A 24,507-nucleotide genomic window follows, 5' to 3' on the forward strand; every position below is an offset into this window, starting at 1 on the left:
GAGTAAGTTATGTCGGAACAAAACAGAAATAAACCCGGTTCAGGTGGCGGGATCAGCCGCCGTGAACTGGTCAAAAGCACCACACTGGCCGGTATGGCCGTCGCAGTAGGGGGAATATCGCTGCCGTTCAAATCTGTCCGCGCAGATTCAGCCACCGTGGCTGCCAAACCGGCTGAAGAGAAAATCGTCTGGAGTGCGTGCACGGTAAACTGCGGCAGCCGTTGTCCGCTCAGAATGCACGTTGTTGACGGCGAAATTCGTTACGTTGAAACCGACAACACCGGCGACGACGATTACGAAGCATTGCATCAGGTGCGCGCCTGTTTGCGCGGACGTTCAATGCGTCGGCGTGTTTACAATCCTGACCGGCTGAAATACCCGATGAAGCGCGTCGGTAAACGCGGTGAAGGTAAATTTAAACCTATCAGCTGGGATGAAGCGTTCGACACACTGGCAGGCAGCCTGAAAGATATTATCCAACGTTTTGGCAATGAAGCGATTTACCTGAACTACGGCACCGGCACGCTGGGCGGCACCATGACCCGCTCATGGCCGCCGGGCAAAACCCTGATTGCACGCCTGATGAATTGCTGCGGCGGTTATCTCAATCATTACGGCGATTACAGCTCAGCACAAATTGCTGCTGGTCTGAATTATACGTATGGCGGCTGGGCGGACGGGAACAGCCCTTCAGATATCGAAAACAGCAAACTGGTGGTGCTGTTCGGTAATAATCCGGGCGAAACCCGCATGAGCGGCGGCGGCGTGACGTATTACCTCGAGCAGGCCCGCCAGAAATCCAACGCCCGCATGATCATTGTGGATCCGCGCTATACCGACACCGGCGCGGGTCGTGAAGATGAATGGATTCCGATTCGTCCGGGCACCGACGGGGCGCTGGCGGCAGCGCTGGCTCACGTGATGATTACCGAAAATCTGGTCGATCAGCCGTTCCTCGATAAATATTGCGTCGGTTACGATGAGAAAACCTTACCCGCCGGTGTCCCGCAGAATGCGCATTATAAAGCCTATATTCTCGGCGATGGCCCGGATGGGATTGCAAAAACGCCAGCATGGGCAGCAAAAATTACCGGTATTTCAGTTGATAAAATCGTGAAGCTGGGGCGTGAAATCGGTCAGGCAAAACCGGCCTTTATTACACAGGGCTGGGGGCCGCAGCGCCATGCAAACGGCGAAATCGCAACCCGGGCCATTGCGATGCTGGCGATTCTGACCGGCAACGTGGGCGTTCACGGCGGGAATTCCGGCGCGCGCGAAGGATCTTACGAAATCCCGTTTGTACGGATGCCGACGTTTGAAAACCCTATTCAGACCAGTATTTCCATGTTCCTCTGGACTGACGCTATCGTCCGGGGCCCTGAAATGACGGCCACCAAAGACGGCGTGCGTGGAAAGGCCAAACTGGATGTGCCGATCAAGTTTATCTGGAATTATGCGGGTAACTGCCTGATCAATCAGCATTCTGATATCAACCGTACACATGACATTCTCCAGGACGATACGCAGTGCGAGATGATTGTGGTGATTGATAACCACATGACGTCATCGGCGAAGTATGCAGATATTATTCTGCCGGACTGCACGGCGTCTGAGCAGATGGATTTCTGTCTGGATGCTTCCTGCGGCAACATGGACTACATCATTTTTGCCGATCAGGCGATCAAGCCACGTTTTCAGTGCAAAAATATTTATGAAATGACTTCTGAGCTGGCGCGCCGTATGGGTGTTGAGCAGAAGTTTACGGAAGGACGTACGCAGGAAGAGTGGATGCGTCATCTGTATCAGCAATCGCGTGAAGCGCTGCCTGAACTGCCGGATTTCGACACGTTCCGCAAACAGGGCATGTTCAAGAAACGCGATCCTGAGCAGCATCATGTGGCGTATAAAGCGTTCCGCGAAGATCCGGCAGCCAATCCGCTGGACACTCCTTCCGGCAAAATCGAAATCTACTCGGCCGAACTGGCCAAAATTGCCGCCGAATGGGAACTCGCCAAAGACGATGTGATTGACCCGTTGCCGGTTTATGCCGCGGGTTTTGAGAATTATGACGATCCGCTGGCCAGCAAATATCCCCTTCAACTGACCGGCTTCCATTACAAAGCGCGCACCCATTCAACCTACGGCAACGTCGACGTGCTCAAAGCCGCCTGTCGTCAGGAAATGTGGATCAACCCGATGGATGCTTCACAGCGCAGTATCACGAACGGCGACATGATCCGCATCTACAACGATCGCGGCGAAGTGCGTATTGCCGCCAAAGTGACACCACGCATGATGCCGGGCGTTGTCGCGCTCAGCGAAGGTGCCTGGTATTCCCCCGACAGTAAGAAAATCGACCGTGCAGGCAGCATCAACGTACTGACGTCTCAAAGGCCTTCACCGCTGGCGAAAGGTAACCCCTCTCACACCAACCTTGTGCAAGTGGCTAAGGTTTAATGGAGCAAAACATGACAACTCAATATGGATTTTATATTGATTCAAGCCGCTGCACAGGCTGCAAAACCTGCGAACTGGCCTGTAAGGATTTCAAAAACCTGACGCCAGATGTCAGCTTCCGCCGGGTATACGAGTATGCCGGTGGCGACTGGCAGCAGGACGGCGATGGCTGGCACCAGAATGTCTTCGCCTATTACCTGTCGATTTCCTGTAACCATTGCGCGGATCCGGCCTGCACCAAAGTTTGCCCGAGCGGTGCGATGCATAAACGGGAGGACGGTTTTGTGGTGGTCAACGAAGACGTATGTATCGGTTGCCGTTACTGCCATATGGCTTGCCCGTACGGTGCGCCGCAGTACAACGAAGCCAAAGGTCATATGACCAAATGTGACGGCTGCTACGAGCGGATCGCGGAAGGCAAGAAACCTATTTGCGTTGAATCCTGCCCGCTGCGCGCGCTGGATATGGCACCAATAGAAGAGCTGCGTGCGAAATACGGTGAACTGGCTGAAGTCGCGCCTTTGCCTGCAGCACATTTTACTCACCCTAATATCGTCATCAAACCCAATGCGAATTGCCGTCCTGTAGGCGATACCACGGGTTATCTGGCTAACCCGAAGGAGGTTTGAGATGGGAAACGGATGGCATGAATGGCCTTTAATGGTCTTTACGGTTCTCGGGCAATGTGTGGTTGGCGCGTTTATCGTGCTGGCGATTGCATTACTGACCCGGCGTAGCGCAGAAGAATATCGCCGGATCCACCTGTCGATGTTTTTCCTCTGGGTGCTGATGGCGGTGGCGTTCATCGCCTCCGTCCTGCACCTTGGCTCACCGCTGCGCGCGTTCAATTCTCTCAACCGCCTGGGCGCTTCACCGCTCAGCAATGAAATCGGCAGCGGCTCACTCTTCTTTGCATTAGGCGGGATTTACTGGCTGCTGGCGATGATCAACAAAATGCCCCGCGCATTGGGCAAGGTCTGGCTGATCGTGACCATGCTGGCGGGTGTGGGCTTCGTTTATGCCATGTGCCGCGTCTACGAAATTAATACAGTACCAACGTGGGATAATGCCTACACCGCGTTCCACTTCGGGCTGACGGTGCTGATTGGCGGCCCGGTTCTGGGGTATCTGCTGCTGCGCGGTGCCAATATTAACGGCTGTGGGCTCCGTTTTCTGCCGGTTGTCAGCGTCGCGGCGCTGCTTGTCAGTTTGTCGGTTGTCGTGATGCAAAGTGCCAGCCTGGCTTCCATCAATAGCTCCGTTCAGGCGGCTTCTGCGCTGATCCCGCAATACGGCGTGTTGTCCGTTTCGCGACTGGTATTGATCGTTCTGGGGCTGGGCTGCTGGATTTGCCCGCTGATACTGCGCAAGCGTCCTGCGATCGCGTCGATGGTCTCAGCGTTCGTGCTGGTCTTTGCCGGTGAGCTGATCGGACGCGCCATTTTCTATGGCTTGCACATGACCGTGGGTATGGCCGTCAGCGGCTGATTTCAGTTGATCAGGGGATACGTCGCCAGCGGTGATGTATCCCCGCAATAAAGAGTTACTTATGTCTGCAGAATCAATAAGTTTAACCGGCAAAGTATTAGGCGCGATGTTGTTTTATTCCCCGGACTCAGAACAAGTTCAGCCTCTGGTCACATTGATGAAAGACAGTGGCTGGACGACGATGTGGCCCTGCGCAACGCAGGAGGCGAAAACCCGTGCCGCCGAATTATTCGCTCAGGCAGATGCCAGCGCGGAAGAGTTAAATGACGCATGGCAGCGTCTGTTCGTCGGGCCTTATGCCTTACCAGCTCCGCCGTGGGGCTCGGTCTATCTCGATAAAGAATCTGTCATTTTTGGTGATTCCACACTGGCATTGCGACAGTGGATGCGACTGAACCATATCGAACCGCATCTGACGCAGGCTGAACCGGAAGATCACATCGGGTTGGTGCTGATGATGTCTGCCTGGCTGGCTGAAAATTCACCACAACTCCTCGGCGAGTTTCTGGCGGCGCATTTGTTGCCGTGGTCGGGACGTTATTTGGAATTGCTGCGTCTGAAAGCGGAACATCCGTGGTATGAGGGCGTGGCCGTTCTGGCGCAATCAACGCTTAACGGATGGAGAAAGGCACTGGCGCTGGAAATACCTCCGAAGAAGGAATTGTATTTCTGATGAGTGATCCACGGGATGACCGCTATTATCACGCCTGGATGAGCAGCCGGGTTGTCAGCCGCCGGGGATTATTCCGTGGATTATTGTCATCAGCAAAGTTGCCCGCAGAAGAAAACGCGGTCGCCGCAGATTTGCTCAAACGAGCAGTTCCGCGCCCACCGCAGGCGATTGCGGAACCGCTTTTTCTGCAACAATGCAACGGATGCGGGCATTGCGCTGATGCGTGTCCGGTGGGATTACTGAGTGTTGAGTCCGGTAAAGCCGTACTCAGTATTGATTATGCGGAATGCGATTTTTGTAGTGCTTGTACGCAGGCCTGTGACCGCGGCGCACTCGCGGGGAATATCCCGATGGATACTTGCCTGCGTCCGGTGATTTTGCCGCAGTGTTTGGGGCGTATGGATGATTTGTGCAGGATGTGTGAAATTGCGTGTCCGCACTCGGCAATATTTTTTAATCAACAAAATCAACCTTCCGTAGATAATCAGAAGTGTGACGGCTGTGGGAAATGCAAACTTGTTTGTTATCATGGTGATATTCAGTTGTCATTGAAGCGTAATGATCCCTGATCTCTTTGCTTGATTAGCGATTTCAATCATCACCCCGCAGTTTGTGCGCTGGCCTCTTTTTGCCAGATTGACATTTTGTTGGCCGGTGGCATGATGCGCGCAATTTCCCCGATTTTGTGGTCGTCAACAACCTATGTCCGCCTATTCCCGTCCCGTCGCTCTGCTGTTGTGCGGACTTCTTCTGCTGACGATTTCTATCGCCGTTTTAAACACGCTGGTGCCGTTGTGGCTCAGTCACGAACAACTGCCGACCTGGCAGGTCGGGCTGGTCAGTTCATCGTATTTCACCGGTAATCTGCTGGGAACTTTGGTTGCCGGTAGCCTGATTAAACGTATTGGTTTTAACCGCAGCTATTATCTTTCGTGCATCATGTTTGCTGTCGCGACCGCAGGTCTGGCGCTTTCAATGGACTTCTGGAGCTGGGTTACTGCGCGCTTTGTTGCCGGTGTAGGCTGCGCGCTGATCTGGGTTGTGGTGGAAAGCGCGTTGCTGCGTAGTGGTACGGTCAAGAACCGTGGTCAGCTGCTGGCAGCCTATATGATCATGTATTACATCGGTACCGTTGTCGGGCAATTGCTGGTTGGCACGGTACCAACGGCGTTGATGAGCGTGCTGCCGTGGGTGACGGCTTTGATCGTTATCGCTATGTTGCCACTTTTGCTGACACATATTGAGAACCAGGACAGCGACCAGCCGAGACACGCGGTCATGCCGATGTTCAGACGTCGCAATGCCCGCCTTGGCATTAATGGCTGTATCATTTCCGGCATTGTGCTGGGTTCTCTGTATGGCCTGATGCCGCTGTTCCTGACGCATCAGGGCATGAGCGATGCAGATGTTGGATACTGGATGGCGCTTCTGGTCAGTGCGGGCATTATCGGCCAATGGCCGGTAGGGCGTCTGGCCGATCGTTACGGGCGTCTGATGGTGCTGCGTATTCAGATTTTTGCTGTGATCCTCGGCAGTATTGCCATGCTGAGTGGCTATGCGATGGCACCGACGCTGTTCATTCTCGGGTGTGCTGGCTTTACGCTGTATCCGGTAGCAATGTCATGGGCTTGCGAAAAAGTAAATTCTGAAGAACTTGTGGCGATGAATCAGGCATTACTGATGAGCTACACCATCGGCAGTCTGGCAGGGCCAACGATGACCGCGTTACTGATGCAAAGTTACTCAGACCGTTTGCTGTTTGTGATGATTGCTGTCGTTTCACTGATTTATCTGGTGATGCTGATGCGTAAAGCCGACCATCATCATAATCCGGTGGCAACTGCTTGATTTCTGCCATTTAATACGACGGTTTTATAAGCAAAAGACGCCATCTGGCGTCTTTTTTATGGGCAACAATCAGGCCGTTAATAAATCACTTTGTGCCCGTAGCTGGAAAGAATATTCTTCACACGTTCCATGATTTCTTTGGTCGGTGGATTCACACCATCCAGACCATATTCCTCACCCATCGCCGTCCATTTGTGTTTGCCCAGTTCGTGATAAGGCAACAGTTCAATCTTCTCGATGTTCGTCATGTCTTTGGTGAATTCACCGAGTTTATGCGCAGAGTCATCATCATCTGACCAGCCTGGCACAACGACATAACGTATCCAGGTACGCTGATTACGTTTAGCCAGATAGCGGGCAAAATCCAGTGTTCGGTGGTTAGAGACACCGACCAGATTCTGGTGGATGTCATCGTTCATCTGTTTCAAGTCGAGCATCACCAGATCGGAAACGTCCAGTAATTCGTCGATCACCGGATCATAACGGCGGACAAAACCGTTGGTATCCAGGCAGGTGTTAATGCCTTCTTTCTGACACGCGCGGAACCAGTCACGTACGAATTCAGCCTGAAGGATTGCTTCACCACCAGAAGCCGTTACGCCGCCGCCAGAAGCATTCATAAAGTGGCGATAGGTCACCACTTCTTTCATTAAGTCATCGACATTGATCTCTGTCCCGCCATGTGTGTCCCAGGTATCGCGATTGTGGCAATACATGCAACGCATCAGGCAACCCTGGAAAAAGACAATGAAACGGATACCTGGGCCGTCAACGGTGCCACAGGATTCATATGAGTGGATGCGACCTTGAACTGACATTGCGGGTTATTCTCCATATTGACCAATGAATAGCAGTCTACATGTGCGGATGCTGGCCTGGCAGAGATAAACTGGAAAACACAGGTTTATGATACCAGACAATCAATAAGGTTGATTGTCAGCATTGGCGGCACTGCTTTGCCAGAGGTCCACAACGTATAGCGCTCTGGCAAAACAGACTGTCCCGAAGACAGTGCGGGCGGGGAAGATGAAACAAAGGCTCCACGTTGTGGAGCCTTTTTATCTCATGCTAAATCATCAGCAGATTATTACAGGGACTTGGTGAAAGTACGGGTAATAACGTCTTGTTGCTGTTCTTTAGTCAGTGAGTTGAAGCGTACTGCATAACCAGATACACGAATGGTCAGCTGAGGATAGTTTTCAGGATGTTCCATCGCATCTAACAGCATTTCGCGGTTCATGACGTTCACGTTCAGGTGCTGACCACCTTCGATGGACGCTTCATGGTGGAAGTAACCGTCCATCAGGCCCGCGAGGTTCGCTTTACGAACATCATCATCTTTACCCAGCGCATTTGGAACGATAGAGAAGGTATAAGAAATACCATCTTTTGCGTAAGCAAACGGCAGTTTAGCAACAGAAGTCAGAGAGGCAACCGCACCTTTCTGGTCACGACCGTGCATTGGGTTAGCGCCTGGTCCGAATGGAGCACCAGCACGACGACCGTCTGGGGTATTACCCGTTTTCTTACCATAAACCACGTTAGAGGTGATGGTCAGAACAGACTGAGTTGCTACAGCGCCACGGTAGGTACGCAGTTTCTGAATTTTCTTCATGAAACGTTCTACCAGGTCACAGGCGATGTCATCTACGCGAGAATCGTTGTTACCGAACTGTGGGTATTCGCCTTCAATTTTGAAGTCTACAGCCAGGCCGTCTTCGTCACGGATGGTGCTAACTTTTGCATATTTGATAGCGGACAGGGAGTCAGCAGCAACAGACAGACCTGCGATACCACATGCCATTGTGCGATAAACATCACGGTCATGCAGAGCCATCAACGCAGCTTCGTAGCTGTATTTGTCATGCATGTAGTGAATGATGTTCAGTGCTGTGACGTACTGTTTTGCCAGCCAGTCCATGAAGTGATCCATGCGATCCATGACTTTGTCATAGTCCAGCACGGTATCCATCATTGGCGCTTCTTTAGGGCCAACCTGGATTTTCATTTTTTCATCAACGCCGCCGTTAATTGCATACAGCATGGTTTTCGCCAGGTTTGCACGAGCACCGAAGAACTGCATTTGTTTACCCACAACCATTGGGCTCACACAACACGCGATAGCATAGTCATCGTTGTTGAAGTCAGGACGCATCAGGTCATCGTTCTCATACTGTACAGATGAGGTATCGATAGACACTTTCGCTGCGTACTTTTTGAAGTTCATTGGCAGCTTTTCAGACCACAGGATGGTCATGTTCGGCTCTGGTGAAGGCCCCATGGTGTAAAGGGTATTCAGGAAGCGGAAGCTGTTTTTAGTTACCAGAGTACGACCATCAACACCCATACCTGCCAGGGATTCAGTCGCCCAGATTGGGTCACCGGAGAACAATTCATCATACTCAGGAGTACGCAGGAAACGTACCATACGCAGTTTCATAACCAGATGGTCAATCAGTTCCTGAGCTTGTTCTTCGTTCAGTTTGCCTGCTTTGATATCACGTTCGATGAATGCGTCAAGGAAGGTAGATACGCGGCCGAAGGACATTGCAGCACCGTTCTGAGATTTAACCGCAGCGAGGTAGCCGAAGTAAGTCCATTGAACAGCTTCTTGTGCGTTGGTCGCAGGACCAGAAATGTCGCAACCGTATTTGGCCGCCATTTCTTTGATCTGACCCAGCGCGCGGTGTTGTTCAGAGATTTCTTCACGCAGCTGGATAGTCATTTCCAGATTCACGCCGTTTTCCAGATCGTCTTGCAAAGACTGGAATTGTGCGAATTTATCCGCCAACAGGAAGTCAATCCCGTACAGCGCAACACGACGGTAGTCACCGATGATACGGCCACGGCCATACGCATCTGGCAGACCTGTCAGAACGCCAGATTTACGGCAGTTCAGAATGTCTTTGGTGTAAACGTCGAAAACACCCTGGTTATGGGTTTTACGGTAGTCGGTGAAAACTTTTTTCAGCGCTGGATCCAGTTCACGGCCATAAACTTTACATGAACCTTCAACCATTTTAATGCCGCCGAATGGGATCAGAGCACGTTTCAATGGCGCGTCAGTTTGCAGACCAACGATAGTTTCCAGAGATTTGTTGATGTAGCCAGCGTCGTGAGAAGTGATGGTAGCCGCAACGTCAGTATCAAAATCAACAGGAGCCTTAGTGCGGTTCTCCAGTTTGATACCTTCCATGACTTTATCCCACAGGGTGGTTGTCGCTTGGGTTGCGCCAGCCAGGAAGGATTCATCACCTTCATACGGTGTGTAGTTTTTCTGAATGAAGTCGCGGACATTTACGCCGTTCTGCCATTCACCAGCACTAAAACCTTCCCATGCGTTGATCAATTTTTCATTGAGCTTGGACATTTTGCACCTACCTTCTAATTTGGATTTCTTAAAAATCGCGTGTAAAACTGTCGTAACAAGAGTGCCACGTTCTATCAGTGGTGCTTCTCATCGCGAAGATATATGACCCAATACGTTAACCCTACCAGCAAACCGCCCCCGATGATGTTACCGATGGTCACAGGAATGAGATTGTCGATGATAAAGTTAGTGATGTTCAGTTCTGCGAATTGTGCCGGGGTTGCGCCGACAGCCTGCCAGAATTCTGGTGTCGCAAAGTTCTTCACTACGATGCCTAAAGGGATCATGAACATGTTGGCAATGCTGTGCTCGAAACCGCTGGCAACAAACATGCCGACGGGGAGGATCATTGCGAACATTTTGTCCATCAGACTGCGGCCGGAGTAACTCATCCATACCGCCAGGCAAACCATCAGGTTAGCCAAAATCCCCAGACAAACGGCTTCAATGAACGTGTGATGCATTTTATGGTCAGCAGTTTGCAGAACGTTCAGTCCCCACAAACCATTATCGACCATGTACTCACCTGAGAACCAAATCAGTGCGACAAAGAACAGACAGCCGATCAGGTTACCAATGTAGACATTGACCCAGTTACGTGCCAATTGCCCCCAGGTGATACGCCCGCTGGCTTTCGCAATGACGATGAGCACAGTGGAAGTAAACAGGTCAGCGCCACAGACAACAACCAGCATTAAACCCAGTGAGAAGCAGATGCCCCCAACGAGTTTTGCGAGGCCGAAAGGCACGGAGCCGGTACCTGTAGTGGCAGTGATATAAAAAGCAAAGGCGATAGAAATAAAGACGCCAGCAGTAATGGCTAAAAAGAATGTTTTTAACGGCTGCTTGGTGGCTTTATAAACGCCGGCATCTTCAGCAACTTTCGCTGTAGCGGCGGGTAATATTAGATCGAAGGGGTTGTCAGCTTTCACATTAACTCTCTTATTCAGGGCTATGCACTGCGCAACGAGATACTAGCAAAGCAGTATAACGTAAAAATTGACGTGGATCATACGAGGCGGTTTTTGGTGCTTTTTGATGTACTACTGAAGGGGTGTTTTTTTGGTTAACTCAATGAAAATAAAAGAATAAAAACATTTTAATTTTTACAAATAAAGTTGATAGGTACTCAATTTAATTTTATTTATGCGTAAATTAAAATAAGCCATTGTTAATGGTTGTCGCCAATTTGACTTTGTATTTTTTACAGATGAGTAACTTATTAAAAAGTTCGTCGTACTTATGTCAGAAAAATGACTGCCTGCCTTTATTTCGCGGAGAATTACACGTCATTTTTTCGGCTGAGTCAAACATTTGGCGGTAAATACCCCCCAAAGCCATTACGACGGGAAATAAAAAACCGGCAGAAAATTCTGCCGGTTAGAAGATTTGTCAAACGCCTGAAAATCAGGCTTTTGACCAGTAACGGCGTTTAGCTGCCTGAAGTTTTTCGTAAGCGCCCAGCAGTGCCTGATGCGCAGGCAACGCTTTGAGGTCGGCGTCTACGGCAAACAGACCGTGGAAACGCACTTCACCGCTGATTGTTGCTGAAGCATCATCAACCGCTTTCTGTCCGTACATTTTCACGAACGCCGCGTAGTACTGAGCCGGTTCGCGATCTTCTTCCAGAGACAGCTGAAGAAGGGTTTGCAGACAACGGTAATAGTTGTTGCGCTCATCGCTGTAAACCGACGCATTGAATTCGTGCGCCCATTCAGCCCACGTCAGCGCCTGATCCAAATCGCCGCCCGCCAGTGCCAGCATAGATTTTAGCTCGCCCACCCGCAGGGTGTACCAGCCGTTGTCTTTACCGCTGGCGATGCCCAGGAGTTCACGAACGCGCGTGAAGTCGTCCAGACCTTCATCATCAAGCTGCGTGATCATCTCCAGATAAGTTTCTTTTGGCAGATCGCTGTCTGGCAGGGCAAGCAACTGATCGCGCAGATGTGCACCCATGGTGTTATTGGCCAGCAGCAAATCTTCCGCAGGATAAATGTCAGATAAGCCCGGAACGATGATACGGCAGGCGTAGACGTCAAGATGTTCGTAATCCGCGATGTAAACTTCGGCGTCTTCTTTATTAAAGATGGACATCAGCGTGGAAAACTCTTCTTCTGTGGTGCCACTGAAGCTCCAGTCCGCGAACGGGTAGTCGGCGTCCTGCTTAAACATATCCCAGGAAATCAGACCGCTGGAATCGATGAAGTGAGTTTCCAGATTGGCATGTTCAGCCACTTCTTCGTCATCGAAAGTCGGTGCGGTGAATACGTCCAGATCTTTCAGGCTGCGGCCTTGCAGTAATTCAGTAACCGTACGCTCGAGTGCAACACCGAAATCAGGGTGCGCGCCGAAGGACGCGAAGCAGGTTCCGTTTGCCGGGTTGAACAACACCACACAAATGACCGGATAGTTGCCGCCCAGAGAGGCGTCGTAAGACAGGATCGGGAAACCTTCTTCTTCGAGTTTGGCGATGGCTTCCACCACACCCGGATAGCGCGCCAGCACCTCAGCAGGGATCTCAGGCAGGCTGATCGATTCCGCGATGATGCGGTTTTTGACATAACGCTCGAAGACTTCAGACAAGCCCTGAACACGTGCTTCATTCGCGGTATTCCCTGCAGACATGCCGTTAGACACATACAGGTTACCGATGATGTTCATCGGAATATAGACGGTTTTCAGGTCAGACTGACGGGTGAACGGCAAAGCGCAGATCCCGCGATCCGGATTACCGGATTGCAGATCGATAAGGTCGCTGGCGACCAGTTCTTTATCAGCATCGTAAAATTCGTGCAGACGTTCATCCAGAATGCCTTCAGGCAGAAGGTTGTCTTCCGGCAGCGGGAACCATTTCTCGTTCGGATAATGCACGAAATCGCTGTTGGCAATTTCTTTACCCAGATAGAAATCGGCGAAGAAATAGTTAGTCGACAGACGCTCAAAATACTCACCCAAAGCAGAAGCCAGAGCGGCTTTCTTGCTGGCGCCTTTACCATTGGTGAAGCACAGCGGGCAGTCGCGGTCGCGAATGTGCACTGACCAGACGTGGGGAACCGGATTCAGCCAGGAAGCTTCTTCGATATTAAAGCCGAGATCGGTGAGTTTTTGTTGGAAGCGGGAAATAGAATCTTCCAGCGCCGCGTCTTTACCAGGAATAAAAGTTTGCGTCATTGAGTTCACTTTTGAGCGTGCTAAAAACGCGCAATGATACGGGGTTTTGCGCATTACCTCCATGTATTCGTGTTAACAATGTAATCGTGTTGTGAACTCAAAGGCTTGTCGTTAAAACATGTGTAGGCGCAGCCGGGATGCCAGAGAGTAATCGCAATTTGTGCGTTCTCTGTTCATGCAAACATAATCCCGCAAAATCAGTATTAAAAGGATGAAATAACCTTGCGTTCAGCCTCTCATCGCTGTTTATCAGGTCGTGATGAATAACCGTTGCAGACTGCTTGTCTGGGATGATAAAACCGGTAAATTAGTTGTTACTTTGTGGCTGTCTCAAGAGAAGTGGTGAGGGGAAATGACTCAGGTTTATAATTTTAGTGCAGGTCCGGCAATGATCCCGGCTGAAGTATTGCGTCGTGCAGAACAGGAATTGTGCAACTGGCACGGACTGGGTACCTCGGTGATGGAAATCAGTCACCGTAGTAAGGAATTTATCCAGGTAGCCGAAGAATCCGAAAAGGATATTCGTGACCTGCTGAATATTCCCCCGAACTACAAAGTGCTGTTTTGCCACGGTGGCGCGCGTGCACAATTTGCCGCAGTGCCGATGAATCTGTTGGGTGAAAAAACGTCTGCAGATTATATCGATGGCGGTTATTGGGCGCACAGCGCGGTTAAAGAAGCACAAAAATACTGCACGCCAAACGTCATTGACGTCACCACAACCCTTGATGGCAAACGCGGTATTCTGCCAATGAGCGAGTGGAAACTGAGTGCAGATTCTGCTTACGTTCATTATTGCCCGAATGAAACCATCGATGGTGTTGCTATCGATGAAATGCCGGCTTTTGGCGATAAAATCGTCGTTGCTGACTATTCATCTTGTATTCTTTCACGCCCGATTGATGTCAGTCGCTTTGGCGTAATTTATGCCGGCGCGCAGAAAAACATCGGCCCGGCAGGCCTGACGCTGGTTATCGTGCGTGAAGATTTATTAGGTAAAGCGCGCACTGAGCTGCCTTCTATTCTTGATTATACCGTGCTGGCCGAGAACGATTCCATGTTCAACACCCCGCCAACGTTCGCCTGGTATTTGTCAGGTATGGTCTTCAAATGGCTGAAAGAGCAGGGCGGTTTGCGCGAAATGGAAAAACGCAATCAGGCCAAAGCTGAACTGCTGTACAGCTCAATCGATCGCACCGGTTTCTACCGCAACCCGGTTGCCGCAGCAAACCGTTCGTGGATGAACGTTCCGTTCCAGATGGCCGATGCGTCACTGGATAAACTGTTCCTGGATCAGGCTCAGGAAGCGGGCCTTCATGCGCTGAAAGGCCACCGTGTAGCCGGTGGGATGCGTGCATCCATTTATAATGCAATGCCGATTGAAGGTGTAAAAGCGCTGACCGACTTTATGGCGGAATTCGAAAAACGCCATGGTTAAGCGTGCTGGCTTTCGGGCCTGTACAATGCTTTAGTAAGAAGCCTTAAAAATGACCCCGGCTCACTGTCCGGGGTTATTTTATGAAATGAAGAATTGGAGAAAGTGTGGAATCCCTGACATTACAACCCGTTGCATTGGTTAACGGCAGCATCAACTTACCCGGCTCAAAAAGTGTTTCTAACCGTGCGCTTTTACTGGCTGCTTTTGCACAGGGCACTACCCGCCTGACTAACCTGCTCGACAGCGACGATGTGCGTCACATGCTGAACGCGCTGACTGAACTCGGCGTTACGCATCGCTTATCGGCGTCCCGCACTGAGTGCGAAATTGACGGACTGGGCCACGCTTTTTCCAATGCTAAAGGGAGTGAACTGTTCCTCGGGAATGCCGGCACGGCCATGCGTCCTCTGGCGGCTGCATTGTGTCTGGGTGAGCAGGATGTTGTGCTGACAGGTGAGCCGCGAATGAAAGAACGTCCGATCGGGCATCTTGTCGATGCACTGCGTCAGGGCGGCGCACAGATTGATTATCTCGAGCAGGAAAATTATCCGCCTCTGCGCCTGCACGGTGGTTTCCGAGGCGGCGATGTCAGCGTGGATGGCAGCGTTTCCAGCCAGTTCCTGACGGCATTATTAATGACTGCTCCGCTGGCAGATAACGACACCACGATTCAGATTAAAGGTGATTTGGTATCGAAGCCATACATCGATATCACGCTGAACCTGATGAAAACGTTTGGTATTGAAGTGGAAAATAGCCAATACCAGCAATTCAATATTAAAGGCAAACAGCAATATGTTTCGCCGGGTGCTTATCTGGTAGAAGGTGACGCGTCTTCCGCTTCCTATTTCCTCGCAGCGGCGGCCATTAAAGGCGGCACTGTGCGTGTCACCGGGATCGGTAAAAACAGCATGCAGGGCGATATTCGTTTTGCTGATGTGTTGGAAAAAATGGGCGCAACCATCCACTGGGCTGACGATTACATTGAGTGTACGCGCGGTGAGCTGAAAGGCATCGATATGGACATGAACCATATCCCGGATGCGGCGATGACCATCGCCACTGCGGCTCTGTTTGCCGAAGGCCCGACCACGCTGCGCAACATCTATAACTGGCGCGTAAAAGAAACCGATCGTCTGGCTGCGATGGCAACCGAGCTGCGTAAAGTCGGCGCGACGGTTGAAGAGGGCGAGGATTACATCCGCATTGAGCCGCCAAAAGCGCTGAAGTTTGCCGAAATCGGTACGTACAACGATCACCGCATGGCGATGTGTTTCTCGCTCGTGGCGCTGTCTGATACGTCGGTGACCATCCTTGATCCAAAATGTACGGCGAAAACCTTCCCCGATTATTTCGATCAACTGGCTGCGATCAGCTCCCTGGCGTAAACTCTTCCGGTGCGGGTAAAGACGGCGGACATCTGTGATGTCCGCTTTTTGCTTTAAAGGTGTCAGAAACGTCCGCTTTTTAGGCAACTGAAAAATGCGGGGTAACAGTTGCCGTAAAGGCAGCGTATAATGCTGCTCCTGAATTAGTCCTCTGAGGCTAATGAAGCGGGTATTCCCCACCGAAAGGAGACAAAAATGACGGCTTTAGCCCCGGTAATCACCGTTGATGGGCCAAGTGGTGCAGGTAAAGGTACTTTGTGTAAAGCGCTGGCCGAAGCCTTTAACTGGCACTTACTGGATTCCGGTGCCATTTACCGCGTTTTAGCGCTGGCGGCTTTGCATCATCAGGTTGATATTGTCTCAGAAGAGGCGTTAGTTCCGCTGGCCGCACATCTCGACGTTCGTTTTGTCGCTCAGGATGGGCAGTTACAAGTGATTTTAGAAGGTGAGGATGTCAGCAATGAAATCCGCACTGAAACGGTTGGGAATACGGCCTCGCAGGCTGCGGCTTTCCCCCGCGTTCGTGAAGCATTATTGCGTCGCCAGCGTGCATTCCGTGATGCGCCGGGCCTCATTGCCGACGGCCGCGATATGGGCACGGTGGTTTTCCCTGATGCACCCGTGAAGATTTTTCTGGACGCGAGTTCAGAAGAACGTGCAAACAGAAGAATGCTACAGTTGCAGGAAAAAGGCTTTAGTGTTAACTTTGAACGGCTTTTAGCCGAGATAAAAGAACGTGATGACCGTGATCGTAACAGGCCTATTGCGCCTTTAGTGGCAGCTCCCGATGCGTTATTACTGGATTCTACCAGTATGTCCATCGAGGAAGTCATCGAAAAAGCACTGGCTTATGCCACAGAAATTCTAGGATTGCCGCAAAAACAAACCCGGTAATCGAGCCGTAATCTGGCGCTGAAGAATATTCAGTGCCAGTTTTGGCTATAGTTTTTTTTAACCTCGCCGCAAGGATCTGTAGCGGGGCATTTGAAACAACCCCATCCAGCAGGAAGCCAGATGGACGTTAAACTTAAGAACCTAAAGATTATCAACATGACTGAATCTTTTGCTCAACTCTTTGAAGAATCCTTAAAAACAATCGAAACCCGTCCTGGTTCCATCGTTCGTGGTGTTGTTGTGTCTATCGACAAAGATATCGTACTGGTTGACGCCGGTCTGAAATCTGAGTCTGCAATCCCGGCAGAACAATTCAAAAACGCACAGGGCGAACTGGAAATCCAGGTTGGCGACGAAGTTGATGTTGCGCTGGACGCTGTTGAAGACGGCTTCGGTGAAACTCTGCTGTCCCGTGAAAAAGCTAAACGTCATGAAGCTTGGATCACGCTGGAAAAAGCTTACGAAGAATCTGCAACTGTTACCGGTGTTATCAACGGTAAAGTTAAAGGCGGTTTCACCGTTGAGCTGAACGGTATTCGTGCGTTCCTGCCAGGTTCACTGGTAGACGTTCGTCCTGTTCGCGACACGCTGCATCTCGAAGGCAAAGATCTTGAGTTCAAAGTCATCAAACTGGACCAGAAACGCAACAACGTTGTTGTTTCCCGTCGTGCAGTAATTGAGTCTGAGAACAGCGCAGAGCGCGATCAACTGCTGGAAAACCTGCAGGAAGGCATGGAAGTTAAAGGTATCGTTAAGAACCTCACTGACTACGGTGCATTCGTTGATCTGGGCGGCGTTGACGGCCTGCTGCACATCACTGACATGGCTTGGAAACGTGTTAAACACCCAAGCGAAATCGTCAATGTTGGCGATGAAATCACTGTTAAAGTTCTTAAATTTGACCGTGAACGTACCCGTGTGTCACTGGGTCTGAAACAACTGGGCGAAGATCCTTGGGTCGCTATCGCTAAACGTTACCCAGAAGGGACTAAACTGACGGGTCGCGTTACCAACCTGACTGATTACGGCTGCTTCGTAGAAATCGAAGAAGGCGTTGAAGGTCTGGTTCACGTTTCTGAAATGGATTGGACTAACAAAAACATCCACCCATCTAAAGTTGTTAACGTGGGCGATGTTGTTGAAGTTATGGTTCTGGATATCGACGAAGAACGTCGTCGTATCTCCCTGGGCCTGAAACAATGCAAAAACAACCCATGGCAGCAATTCGCAGAAACCCACAACAAGAACGACCGTGTTGAAGGTAAAATCAAGTCAATCACTGACTTCGGTATCTTCATTGGTCTGGACGGCGGCATCGACGGCCTGGTTCACCTGTCTGACATCTCCTGGAACGTTGCAGGCGAAGAAGCAGTTCGTGAATACAAGAAAGGCGACGAAATCGCAGCTGTGGTCCTGCAAGTTGACGCAGAACGTGAACGTATCTCCCTGGGCGTGAAGCAACTGGCTGAAGATCCATTCAATAACTACCTGTCTGTTAACAAGAAAGGTACTATTGTTACTGGTAAAGTCACAGCAGTTGACGCCAAAGGTGCTACAGTTGAATTAGCTGGTGGCGTAGAAGGTTACCTGCGCGCTTCAGAAGCTTCTCGCGACCGTATTGAAGATGCAACTCTGGTTCTGAGCGTTGGTGATGAAGTTGAAGCTAAATTCACCGGTGTTGATCGTAAGAACCGTGTAGTCAGCCTGTCAGTCCGTGCTAAGGACGAAGCAGACGAGAAAGATGCAATCGCTGTTGTTAACAACAAACCAACAGAAGAAAGCAACTTCTCTAACGCTATGGCTGAAGCGTTCAAAGCGGCAAAAGGCGAGTAATGACGGGGGGCGACACTGTCGCCCCGATACGGTAGTTTAGCTGCAAAGCTTGGAGGTACTATGACCAAGTCTGAACTTATTGAAAGACTTGCTGGCCAGCACTCTCATATCCCGGCGAAAGCTGTTGAGGATGCAGTGAAAGAGATGCTTGAGCATATGGCTGCAACCTTGGCTGATGGTGAACGCATCGAAATCCGTGGGTTTGGCAGTTTTTCTCTTCACTACCGTGCTCCGCGTGTGGGGCGTAACCCTAAAACGGGCGATAAAGTTGAGCTGGACGGCAAGTACGTTCCGCACTTCAAGCCAGGTAAAGAGTTGCGTGATCGCGCGAACATTTATGGCTAAGGTTTATGCCTTGACCATAAATGACTGCCTATAGCGAATGTAAAACGGTACCTTTAAAAGTGCCGTTTTTTTTTGCTATTTTTCGGCCTAAAGACCGTTCCCCTTAACTCTATTGTGCAAATTATTTGCGTAATGCCTCGCATCGATTCCTTCTGATACTTGTCCCTTTCCCGCCCAAAAATCATACTCCAGCCCTGAAGCTGATCTGAATTTCAGGCCGTTTAACGCTGAGGGTGAAAACATCAAAATCTCAATGGATGAGGTCGCAATTGCCATTATCACCGGTATGGTGCCGTTAATTTTTCTTGCCACAATCCCCCCGGCGGCTCCGCTTGTTGCTTTGTTACTGACAGCCTGCCTGCTGTTCTCTCCTGACCGAAAAACACTCAGACTGATAGCCATCGCATTGCTGAGTTTTTGCTGGGCGGCGTTTCAGGGGCAGATGCAACTTCAGCAGATTTCTGATCTGCAAGGTGCTAAACGTGAAGTTATCGCTGAGGTACAGACAGTGAATCTGGGAACGCAAGGATCTTCCCGCTTCTTCAAGATTGAACGTGTGGACGGCAAGCCTGTTTTTCCCCCAACCGTATTCCGGGCTAAGTGGGAAGGGGAGAATGAGCCGTTAATGGCAGGACAGCGTTGGAAAATGCTTGTCAGCTTGCGACCTGTTCACGGCCTGCTCAATGAAGGTGGCTTTGATGCACAGCGCTGGGCGTTGTCTCAGCATGCACCGCTGACCGGTACAATCTACAGCGGGGAGTCTCTCGACACCGGGGCTGGCTGGCGTCAGCAATTCATTCAACGCGTCCTCCTGACCATGCCAGAGCTTGTGAATAAGCCGGTACTGATCGCATTGGCGTTTGGTGAGAAAGGACTGATACAAAAGCCGGAAATGCTGGTGTTGCAGCGTACCGGAATTGCGCATCTGGTCGCAATCTCCGGCCTGCACATTGGGATTGCCGCATTGTTTGGCGGCTGGCTGGCACGGATATGTCAGTGGTTTATGCCTGTCAGATTAATCGACTACCGCTTTCCACTGGTGGTCAGTGAAATTTTTCTGCTGGTTTACACGTGGCTCGCCGGTTGTAATGCGCCTGCGTTGCGGACAGCAATTGTGTTTTCATTATGGATCCTGCTGCGTTACTTTCGGGTTCGTTGTCATCCCTGGCAGATCTGGTTATGGGGCGTGGCGCTTCTGCTGATGACAGATCCGATGAATTTACTGTCGGACAGTTTTTGGCTGTCATGTATTGCGGTGGCTTCACTTGTTTTCTGGTTTCAGTGGGTGCCGTTGTCAGAGACGTTTCAGCATCACTGGTACTGGTGTGTTGTCAGGTGGGGGCATTTGCAGGCCGGGGTTATGTTACTTCTGTTGCCCCTGCAGATAGGGATTTTTCACGGGATCAATATCACCTCATTTCTCGCAAATATCTGGGCTGTGCCGGTTGTATCACTGCTCACGGTTCCCTGTATTCTGGCCGTGCTTCTTTTAAATCTCTTTCCTGCCAGTTGTATGGCGGGGATCCAGACCTTACTCTGGCAGGGCGCTGATTACACACTGAGTGCCGCTATGTGGGGTGTAAGACCTTTCGCCGGCGGTTGGGTTGTGGTGGGGGAGAATTGTCTGGCTATCAGTCTGTTTGGATGGCTGGCGATTATTTTTTGCCGACTCGGGCATGTGAAACAATGGCTTTCAATACTGGTGTCGTTTTGCGCGGTATCCGCTGTCTGGTACGCGCGGATCCCTGCAGAGCGCTGGCGTGTTGATATGCTGGATGTCGGACATGGATTGTCGGTGCTGATTAGCCGGAATGGGAAAGGCATTCTCTATGATACGGGGAATAAATGGGAAGGTGGGTCAGCGGCTGAACAGAATATTTTACCGTTTTTAAATTGGCGTAATATCGAATTAGAACAGATAATTATCAGTCACAACGATATGGATCATCGTGGTGGTCTTCCATTTCTGCAATCGCGATATCCTCAGGCAAGTTTGAGAGATAGCGCCATGTCAGAGGGGCATCTTGCCTGCGTCGCTGGTGAACACTGGCAATGGCAGGGGTTGAATTTCAATGTTTTATGGCCGGAGGCAAAAATTGCAGATGCACGAAATGATGACAGCTGTGTCATCCGTATCGATGATGGCTCGTTCAGCGTGTTGCTGACCGGCGATATTGAAGTCAGAACGGAAAAAGCCTTAATCAGAAAATGGCGGGAGAGATTACACTCAACCGTCCTTCAGGTTCCTCATCATGGGAGTAATACTTCCTCTTCACCGCCATTTTTGCGCACCGTTTCGCCGGAAGCGGCAGTGGCTTCAGCAGCACGTTTCAATAAATGGCATCTTCCAACGCATAAAGTTGTTAGCAGATACCACAAAGCCCGCTATGACTGGCACTCCACTTCGAGTTCCGGCCAGCTCAGTCTGTTCATTTATGGTGATTATTGGGCAATTAAAGGCTTACGGGAGCAATTAAACCCACGTTGGTATCACCGCCGGTTTGGAGTATCAGTAGATAATGAGTAGAATAGGCCGCTATTTCTTTCGATGCTGGTTGATATTGCATGATGAACGATAAAGATCTCTCCACGTGGCAGACATTCCGTCGTCTGTGGCCGATGATCACACCTTTTAAAGCCGGGCTAATCGCGTCTGCCCTTGCGCTGGTCGCCAATGCTGCCAGTGATACTTTCATGCTGTCTTTGCTAAAACCGCTCTTAGATGACGGATTTGGTAAAGCAGACCGCGCAATTTTACTCTGGATGCCACTGGTTGTTATTGGCCTGATGATTGTCCGTGGGGTAAGTGGATACATCTCGAGTTACTGCATTTCATGGGTATCGGGCAAAGTGGTTATGCAGATGCGTCGCCGTCTGTTTGGTCACATGATGAGAATGCCGGTTGCATTCTTTGACCAGCAGTCGACCGGTACGTTGCTTTCCCGAATTACCTATGATTCTGAGCAGGTGGCTTCTTCATCTTCGAGTGCTCTGGTGACCGTTGTGCGTGAAGGGGCTTCGATCATCGGCCTCTTTATCATGATGTTCTACTACAGCTGGCAGCTTTCGGTGATTTTGCTGGTCATTGCACCGATCGTTTCTATTGTTATCCGCGTGGTGTCCAAACGTTTCCGTAACATCAGTAAAACGATGCAAAATACGATGGGACAAGTCACCACAAGCGCAGAGCAGATGCTGAAAGGGCACAAAGAAGTCTTAATCTTTGGTGGCCAGAAGGTGGAAACTGAACGTTTTGATAAAGTCAGTAACCGTATGCGCCAGCAAGGTATGCGGATGGTTTCTGCTGCCTCGATTTCTGATCCCATCATTCAGCTGATCGCTTCTCTGGCACTGGCTTTCGTGCTGTATGCGGCAAGCTTCCCGTCTGTTATGGAAACGCTGAGCGCCGGCACGATTACCGTGGTCTTCTCCTCGATGATTGCACTGATGCGTCCGCTGAAATCCCTGACTAACGTCAACGCTCAGTTCCAGCGCGGTATGGCAGCTTGCCAGACGCTGTTCTCCATTCTGGATATGGAACAGGAAAAAGACGAAGGTAAACTGGAAGTCAAACGCGTTAAAGGCGAGGTTGAGTTTAAAAATGTCACCTTCACCTATCCCGGCCGCGATATTCCAGCATTGCGCGATATTTCTTTCGCTCTGCCTGAAGGGAAAACCGTCGCGCTGGTGGGGCGTTCCGGATCCGGTAAATCGACAATTGCTAACCTGCTGACACGTTTCTATGACATCCAGGAAGGCAAAATCCTGATGGATGGTCATGACCTGCGTGAATATACCCTGTCATCACTGCGTGATCAGGTGGCACTCGTGTCGCAGAACGTTCATTTATTTAACGACACGATTGCCAACAATATTGCGTATGCCCGCACTGATCACTATTCCCGTGAAGAAATCGAGAAAGCCGCAACAATGGCTTATGCGATGGACTTCATCGGTAAGATGGATAAAGGTCTGGACACGGTTATTGGCGAGAATGGCGTACTGCTCTCTGGCGGCCAGCGCCAGCGTATTGCGATTGCTCGCGCATTACTGCGTGACTCACCGATTCTGATCCTCGATGAAGCGACCTCTGCGCTGGATACCGAGTCCGAACGCGCTATTCAGGCCGCTCTTGATGAGCTGCAGAAAAACCGTACGTCTCTGGTGATTGCGCACCGCTTGTCGACTATCGAAAAAGCCGATGAAATTCTGGTGATTGAGGATGGCTGCATTGTAGAACGCGGCTCGCACGCTCAGTTACTGGAAGAGCGTGGTGTGTATTCGCAACTTTACCGGATGCAGTTTGGCCAATGATTGAACGTATCTGGTCAGGTAAATCACCGCTCTATCTGTTGCTTCTGCCTTTGTCCTGGCTGTACGGGTTAATCTCGAATTTAATCCGTTACAGCTATGAATCCGGGCTTAGAAAAAGCTGGCGGGCACCTGTGCCCGTTGTGGTCGTGGGGAATCTCACTGCCGGAGGCAACGGCAAAACACCGGTGGTTATCTGGCTGGTCGAAACGTTGCAACAGCATGGTTTCCGCGTGGGTGTCGTATCGCGCGGTTACGGCGGCAAGGCTGAAAGTTATCCGCTGGTATTAACGGCGGAGACTCTTGCTGCACAGGCGGGTGATGAACCGGTACTGATATTCCAAAGAACCGGGACAGCCGTTGCTGTATCCCCGGTGCGTTCAGAGGCGGTCAAAGCGTTACTTGCCGCGTATGAGCTGGATGTCATCATCACGGATGATGGTTTGCAGCATTACGCGCTCCAGCGTGATGTTGAGATTGTCGTCATCGATGGGGTGCGGCGCTTTGGTAATGGTCAGTGGTTGCCTGCCGGGCCGATGCGTGAACGTCAGGGGCGTTTACGGTCCGTTGATGCGGTCATTACTAACGGTGGCACCGCGCTCGCCGGTGAGTTGTCGATGGTTTTACAGCCGGGTAAAGCCGTGAATCTGGCGACGGGTGAACAGCGTGATGCGGCGACGCTGAAAAATGTGGTCGCTATGGCCGGAATCGGTCATCCGCCACGGTTTTTTGCGACACTCAAACAGTTGGGTGTGGTTTTGCAAAAGGAAATCGCTTTTGCCGATCATCAGATTTATTCTCCTGAACAGATTTCTGGCGCAGTAAACGCTGATCAGCAACTTGTGATGACTGAAAAAGATGCCGTGAAATGCCGTTCTTTTGCCCAACTGAATTGGTGGTATTTGCCGGTTGAAGCAAAAATTCAGGGGTTATACGCTGAGAAATTGCTGCAAAAGATAACCGATCTTATTTTGAAAACGCATCTTTAAACGAGTTTAGCCTCTTCATTCAGTTTACTTTAAAAAATTTACGTAAATTTTAAATCTCAATCCCTCTGATTTTAAAGGTTTATTTTCTTAATGTTAATTTCTCCTTAAAATCATCACGCGCTGTGACTTGCTATTGTTTGTAGGTTATGAGTTAATGCGTTCAGCCTGTGTTACAGCGCTATTTATGTATGAGTGTAGAGTAAAGCAGTTCCTCCCAGACGTTATCTCTTTCCCGATGATTCCGCTTCAAAGACGAACCTTCTAAGTCCCTCCCATAAGTAATTGTCTGAACTATTGGCCAA

General features: G+C 50.5%; 18 protein-coding genes. 14 read left to right on the top strand and 4 right to left on the bottom strand.

The window, feature by feature from the left end:
• Positions 1-9: 9 nt before the first annotated feature.
• The 6 genes from dmsA (at position 10) to BV494_RS02650 (ending at position 6,466) form a co-directional block, all read left to right on the top strand.
• Positions 10-2,457, top strand: a complete 2,448-nt coding sequence (dmsA, locus tag BV494_RS02625) for a dimethylsulfoxide reductase subunit A (protein ID WP_104921444.1) — start codon at positions 10-12, stop codon at positions 2,455-2,457.
• Positions 2,458-2,468: 11 nt separating this feature from the next.
• Complete coding sequence (locus tag BV494_RS02630; RefSeq protein ID WP_104921445.1) at positions 2,469-3,086, top strand: DMSO/selenate family reductase complex B subunit; 618 nt, start codon at positions 2,469-2,471, stop codon at positions 3,084-3,086.
• Position 3,087: 1 nt separating this feature from the next.
• Positions 3,088-3,945, top strand: coding sequence for a dimethyl sulfoxide reductase anchor subunit family protein (locus BV494_RS02635; protein ID WP_104921446.1), 858 nt, complete (start codon positions 3,088-3,090; stop codon positions 3,943-3,945).
• Positions 3,946-4,006: 61 nt separating this feature from the next.
• Positions 4,007-4,618: a Tat proofreading chaperone DmsD gene (gene dmsD / locus BV494_RS02640; RefSeq protein ID WP_104924674.1), complete on the top strand. Its 612-nt coding sequence runs from the start codon at positions 4,007-4,009 to the stop codon at positions 4,616-4,618.
• On the top strand, positions 4,618-5,187 hold the full coding sequence (gene napF / locus BV494_RS02645; protein WP_104921447.1) for a ferredoxin-type protein NapF: 570 nt from the start codon (positions 4,618-4,620) through the stop codon (positions 5,185-5,187). Before dmsD ends, napF begins: the two co-directional genes overlap by 1 nt.
• A 133-nt stretch (positions 5,188-5,320) precedes the next feature.
• Complete coding sequence (locus BV494_RS02650; protein ID WP_104921448.1) at positions 5,321-6,466, top strand: MFS transporter; 1,146 nt, start codon at positions 5,321-5,323, stop codon at positions 6,464-6,466.
• 77 nt (positions 6,467-6,543) lie between these two features.
• Here the strand turns inward: BV494_RS02650 and pflA are convergent, their stop codons facing one another.
• The 4 genes from pflA to ycaO all read right to left on the bottom strand — a co-directional run bounded on the left by pflA (position 6,544) and on the right by ycaO (position 13,007).
• Positions 6,544-7,284 carry a pyruvate formate lyase 1-activating protein gene (gene pflA / locus BV494_RS02655; RefSeq protein WP_104921449.1) on the bottom strand — a complete coding sequence of 247 codons (741 nt, stop codon included), beginning with the start codon at positions 7,282-7,284 and terminating at the stop codon, positions 6,544-6,546.
• 269 nt (positions 7,285-7,553) lie between these two features.
• On the bottom strand, positions 7,554-9,836 hold the full coding sequence (pflB, locus tag BV494_RS02660; protein WP_104921450.1) for a formate C-acetyltransferase: 2,283 nt from the start codon (positions 9,834-9,836) through the stop codon (positions 7,554-7,556).
• 74 nt (positions 9,837-9,910) lie between these two features.
• Positions 9,911-10,768 (bottom strand): formate transporter FocA, encoded by an 858-nt coding sequence (gene focA / locus BV494_RS02665; RefSeq protein WP_104921451.1) that lies wholly within the window; start codon positions 10,766-10,768, stop codon positions 9,911-9,913.
• Positions 10,769-11,243: 475 nt separating this feature from the next.
• The gene (gene ycaO, locus BV494_RS02670) at positions 11,244-13,007 is read right to left on the bottom strand and encodes a 30S ribosomal protein S12 methylthiotransferase accessory factor YcaO (RefSeq protein WP_104924675.1); all 1,764 of its coding nucleotides are present in this window, start codon (positions 13,005-13,007) and stop codon (positions 11,244-11,246) included.
• 352 nt (positions 13,008-13,359) lie between these two features.
• Here ycaO and serC point away from each other — a divergent pair, with 352 nt between their 5' ends.
• The 8 genes from serC to lpxK all read left to right on the top strand — a co-directional run bounded on the left by serC (position 13,360) and on the right by lpxK (position 24,205).
• A complete protein-coding gene (serC, locus tag BV494_RS02675; protein WP_104921452.1) occupies positions 13,360-14,445 on the top strand; it encodes a 3-phosphoserine/phosphohydroxythreonine transaminase in 1,086 nt (361 codons plus the stop codon).
• Positions 14,446-14,549: 104 nt separating this feature from the next.
• Positions 14,550-15,833 (top strand): 3-phosphoshikimate 1-carboxyvinyltransferase, encoded by a 1,284-nt coding sequence (gene aroA, locus BV494_RS02680; RefSeq protein WP_104921453.1) that lies wholly within the window; start codon positions 14,550-14,552, stop codon positions 15,831-15,833.
• 195 nt (positions 15,834-16,028) lie between these two features.
• On the top strand, positions 16,029-16,727 hold the full coding sequence (gene cmk, locus BV494_RS02685) for a (d)CMP kinase (RefSeq protein WP_104921454.1): 699 nt from the start codon (positions 16,029-16,031) through the stop codon (positions 16,725-16,727).
• A 156-nt stretch (positions 16,728-16,883) separates the two neighbouring features.
• Entirely contained in the window at positions 16,884-18,560 is a 1,677-nt protein-coding gene (gene rpsA / locus BV494_RS02690) for a 30S ribosomal protein S1 (protein ID WP_104924676.1), read from the top strand.
• A 60-nt stretch (positions 18,561-18,620) separates the two neighbouring features.
• Entirely contained in the window at positions 18,621-18,905 is a 285-nt protein-coding gene (gene ihfB / locus BV494_RS02695; protein WP_013574835.1) for an integration host factor subunit beta, read from the top strand.
• 253 nt (positions 18,906-19,158) lie between these two features.
• On the top strand, positions 19,159-21,432 hold the full coding sequence (locus BV494_RS02700) for a DNA internalization-related competence protein ComEC/Rec2 (RefSeq protein WP_226790013.1): 2,274 nt from the start codon (positions 19,159-19,161) through the stop codon (positions 21,430-21,432).
• Between the two features lie 38 nt (positions 21,433-21,470).
• The gene (gene msbA, locus BV494_RS02705; protein ID WP_104921455.1) at positions 21,471-23,219 is read left to right on the top strand and encodes a lipid A ABC transporter ATP-binding protein/permease MsbA; all 1,749 of its coding nucleotides are present in this window, start codon (positions 21,471-21,473) and stop codon (positions 23,217-23,219) included.
• Complete coding sequence (gene lpxK / locus BV494_RS02710; RefSeq protein WP_104921456.1) at positions 23,216-24,205, top strand: tetraacyldisaccharide 4'-kinase; 990 nt, start codon at positions 23,216-23,218, stop codon at positions 24,203-24,205. Before msbA ends, lpxK begins: the two co-directional genes overlap by 4 nt.
• The last annotated feature ends 302 nt before the right edge of the window (positions 24,206-24,507 follow it).

It is taken from the genome of Rahnella sikkimica, from assembly GCF_002951615.1.
In the GTDB taxonomy this organism is placed as follows: domain Bacteria; phylum Pseudomonadota; class Gammaproteobacteria; order Enterobacterales; family Enterobacteriaceae; genus Rahnella; species Rahnella sikkimica.

What these genes read in the sequence shown, in the direction of transcription:
- ycaO (WP_104924675.1), bottom strand. Translation starts at nt 13,007, where the DNA reads ATGACGCAAACTTTTATTCCTGGTAAAGACGCGGCGCTGGAAGATTCT.
- BV494_RS02650 (WP_104921448.1), top strand. Translation starts at nt 5,321, where the DNA reads ATGTCCGCCTATTCCCGTCCCGTCGCTCTGCTGTTGTGCGGACTTCTT.
- napF (WP_104921447.1), top strand. Translation starts at nt 4,618, where the DNA reads ATGAGTGATCCACGGGATGACCGCTATTATCACGCCTGGATGAGCAGC.
- ihfB (WP_013574835.1), top strand. Translation starts at nt 18,621, where the DNA reads ATGACCAAGTCTGAACTTATTGAAAGACTTGCTGGCCAGCACTCTCAT.
- serC (WP_104921452.1), top strand. Translation starts at nt 13,360, where the DNA reads ATGACTCAGGTTTATAATTTTAGTGCAGGTCCGGCAATGATCCCGGCT.
- lpxK (WP_104921456.1), top strand. Translation starts at nt 23,216, where the DNA reads ATGATTGAACGTATCTGGTCAGGTAAATCACCGCTCTATCTGTTGCTT.
- cmk (WP_104921454.1), top strand. Translation starts at nt 16,029, where the DNA reads ATGACGGCTTTAGCCCCGGTAATCACCGTTGATGGGCCAAGTGGTGCA.
- BV494_RS02630 (WP_104921445.1), top strand. Translation starts at nt 2,469, where the DNA reads ATGACAACTCAATATGGATTTTATATTGATTCAAGCCGCTGCACAGGC.
- rpsA (WP_104924676.1), top strand. Translation starts at nt 16,884, where the DNA reads ATGACTGAATCTTTTGCTCAACTCTTTGAAGAATCCTTAAAAACAATC.
- BV494_RS02635 (WP_104921446.1), top strand. Translation starts at nt 3,088, where the DNA reads ATGGGAAACGGATGGCATGAATGGCCTTTAATGGTCTTTACGGTTCTC.
- pflA (WP_104921449.1), bottom strand. Translation starts at nt 7,284, where the DNA reads ATGTCAGTTCAAGGTCGCATCCACTCATATGAATCCTGTGGCACCGTT.
- dmsD (WP_104924674.1), top strand. Translation starts at nt 4,007, where the DNA reads ATGTCTGCAGAATCAATAAGTTTAACCGGCAAAGTATTAGGCGCGATG.
- pflB (WP_104921450.1), bottom strand. Translation starts at nt 9,836, where the DNA reads ATGTCCAAGCTCAATGAAAAATTGATCAACGCATGGGAAGGTTTTAGT.
- msbA (WP_104921455.1), top strand. Translation starts at nt 21,471, where the DNA reads ATGATGAACGATAAAGATCTCTCCACGTGGCAGACATTCCGTCGTCTG.
- dmsA (WP_104921444.1), top strand. Translation starts at nt 10, where the DNA reads ATGTCGGAACAAAACAGAAATAAACCCGGTTCAGGTGGCGGGATCAGC.
- BV494_RS02700 (WP_226790013.1), top strand. Translation starts at nt 19,159, where the DNA reads ATGGATGAGGTCGCAATTGCCATTATCACCGGTATGGTGCCGTTAATT.